Here is a 3,245-nt window from a genome sequence, read left to right as displayed (position 1 = left end):
CAAATGGTTTTTGGAGAAACCGATATTTCTGCTATCCAGATTGATCCCAAGTCGCGGGATGATATTCCGCGACTCTTGCGTGGCCTTCAACACATTTATATGCAACCGGAACTCCGGGAACGGGTATTTACCATCCTGGAGGATATGCGCCCCGTACAAGCCGATGGCAAAACCCTGGTCAGCGCCGAAAAAGGCCGCCCTGGAATGGCCCTCTGGAAAATATTGGTGTTGGGTACGATGCGGCTGGGTCTTAACGCAGATTACGATCGCATCCATGATTTAGCCAACCATCATCTGGTCATCCGGGAAATGCTGGGGCATGGAGAATGGGGCGAAAATACCGATCAACGGTACCATCTGCAAACCATCAAAGATAACCTGAGATTGTTTACCCCGGAAATATTGGATCGGATCAATCAGGAAGTGGTGCAGGCGGGGCATGTTCTGCTCAAAAAAAAAGCCGAAGAAGGGCTCAGCGTGCGGTGTGATTCTTTCGTCGTAGAAACGCGGGTGCATTATCCGGCCGATATTAACCTGCTGCTGGATGCGATTCGGAAAACCATAGAAACGGCAAGCCAGGCAGACCCATTCCTCGGCTCGACGACGTGGCGACAATGGCGCTATCAATTGAACCGCTTCAAAAAAAGCTACCGGACTCTCCAGAAAATAAAACACTCAACGGCGCAAGACCCGCAGAAGCGTGCGGCACATGAAGTGCGGATGCGGGAAACCTATGCGGATTATCTGGCTCTGGCTGAGCAGCATGTCGCACGGGCCACAGAGACCGCTCATGCTTTGCAAGCAGAAGGCCTCTCCGATGCCGCACAAGCCCTCGAGGGTTACCTCAAACATGCCCGTCGACAGATCGACCAAATCCGTCGCCGGGTATTACGCGGCGAAAAAATTCCACACAGCGAAAAGGTTTTTTCGATCTTTGAACCCCACACGGAATGGATCAGCAAAGGAAAAGCAGGGGTTCCCGTAGAATTGGGTTTGCGGGTGTGTATCGTCGAAGATCAGCACCGTTTTATTCTGCACCATGCGGTGATGGGGCAGACGACCGATGACCAGTTGGCGGTCCCGATGACCCAAGCAACCCAGTCCCGTTTTAGTGACGTACATTCCATGAGTTTTGATAAAGGATTTCATAGTCCAGCCAATCAGGCTGCGCTCAGAGAAATACTACCCATGGTCGTTTTACCGAAAAAAGGGCGTCCATCTGCAGAAGAAAAAAGGCGAGAGTCGGATCCTGAATTCGTCCGTCTACGCCACCAGCATTCGGCGGTTGAGTCGGCGATTAACGCCTTAGAACAGCATGCATCGATTAGGGGCTGTTTTAATGGCCCGGGAGGCGGAGCAACGATGTATCTATCGAAAAACGGCTTAACGGATAGAATTTTTGAAGCGTTACCGAACTTCTCAGGGAAACGGCTGTCGAAAATCGGCTGAAATCATTAAAAATGTGCATAATATCTTCCGTATTTGTAAAAACGGGTATTAAATTCTATCCATTCATCATTTCGCTCAGATTTTACGCGACGGAATTTTGAAAAAACGCCCTTTTTCTGTCAGGCACTAACTACTCCGTAGGGCTACCCAGTTTATTGCTTGCCTAACGAATGAATTAAATTCGGCAATAACATGTTTCATCCGTGCATCATAGTATGGACAAGTGCGAATGTCCGCAATCGCTGCAAAGCGACCTTTCGCAAGGATATAAGTAGTATTACCCAAACCCGCTTTTCAAGCCTCAACTCTTGGGAATATGTGCCTCACGCATTAAGGAGAGCAGCTCCTCACTGGAAGGCAATGTTGTGCCCTCTCCTCCGTCGGTAAGCACACCTTCGGCCAAGGCCCGTTTTTCATGGTGAAGGGCGATGATTTTTTCTTCCAGCGTCCCTTGTGTAACCAGACGATAGACGGTCACAGGACGATGCTGACCAATGCGATGCGCACGGCCAGCAGCCTGATCTTCGGCGGCGGGGTTCCACCAAGGGTCGGCTATGATCACATAATCGGCTGCGGTGAGGTTGAGCCCAAAACCACCCGCTTTGAGGCTGATCAGAAAGAGGTAGCCTTCACCCGCCTGAAATGCGGCGACGCGGCGGTCGCGCTCTGCCGCTGGCGTACCGCCATCCAGATATTGATACGCAATATTTGCATCATCCAATGGTGCCCTCAACAAAGTCAGAAAATCGACGAATTGGCTGAATACCAGCGTCTTATGACCATTCTCCGCGAGCTCCGCAGCGAGTTCCGCGAATGCTTTGACTTTGCCCCCAACGATGCCGAGATCCGGATTCACGAGGCGCGGATCACAAGCGGCCCGGCGCAGGCGGGTCAGTTGGGCCAGGATGTGAAATTGCGCCTGATTCTCTCCGCTTTGCAAGGCGTTTTCGGATTCGGCAAGGGCCTGACGGCGCAGTACTTCATAGAGCGCCGCCTCTTCGGGATCTGGGGTCAAGGTCAGCGTCATTTCGGTACGTGGTGGAAGGTCCTGCAACACCTGACTTTTAGTACGTCGGAGAATGAAGGGGGCGACCAGTCGACGCAATAATCGTTGCGCATCGCGGTTGCGGTCCCGTTCGATGGGTACTGCGAAGCGCTCATTGAAACGGGATTGCGGTCCCAGAAGACCGGGATTGCAGAAGCGCAGGATAGACCAGAGTTCTGTCAGGCGATTCTCCACCGGCGTTCCAGAAAGGGCCAGACAAAAATCCGCGTGCAAATCAAAGAGCGCCATGGAGCGTTTGGTGGTGGCGTTTTTGATAGCCTGTGCCTCGTCCGCGACCACGCTGTACCAGCGGCGTGCGGCAAATTGCGTCTGTGCCTGTTGCAGCAGGGTATAGGAAACGATAACCACATCCCGGGGACCAGCTGTTTCAAGGATCGTACTGCGATCCCCTGCACCATAGACCATGACATGGAGACCGGGAGCAAATCGCTCCAGTTCTGCACGCCAGTTACCGCAGACTGAGGTGGGCGCCACCACCAGTGCGGGACCGTTGGACGCTCGGGCGAGGAGTACGGCAATGGCCTGCAAAGTCTTTCCCAACCCCATGTCGTCAGCCAGACAAGCACCGAAGCCAGCCTCGGCCAGACGCATCACCCAGAGATACCCCTCTTCCTGATAGGGGCGCAGGGTGGCCTGCAGATCAGTGGGGAGTGCCGACTGAAGGCCTTGTGCCGCCTGCAACTGTTTTATCCGGTCCCGAAAGCCAGCATCCATTTCTGCTGAAGTGCCT

1 protein-coding gene and 1 pseudogene are annotated in these 3,245 nt (G+C 53.3%); one reads left to right on the top strand and one right to left on the bottom strand.

Annotation, left to right across the window (positions count from 1 at the left end; all coding sequences use genetic code 11):
• A pseudogene (locus AC2VLY_RS14180) lies at nucleotides 1–1,387 on the top strand (ISNCY family transposase); the annotation flags it as partial.
• Nucleotides 1,388–1,750: 363 nt separating this feature from the next.
• Here the strand turns inward: AC2VLY_RS14180 and AC2VLY_RS14175 are convergent.
• The coding region (locus tag AC2VLY_RS14175; protein ID WP_486922502.1) for a DEAD/DEAH box helicase at nucleotides 1,751–3,245 on the bottom strand (1,495 nt) is incomplete at its 5' end.

This window comes from Acidithiobacillus sp. TH-A36 (genome assembly GCF_057473445.1).
This window is presented reverse-complemented; position numbering and strand designations above follow the sequence as displayed.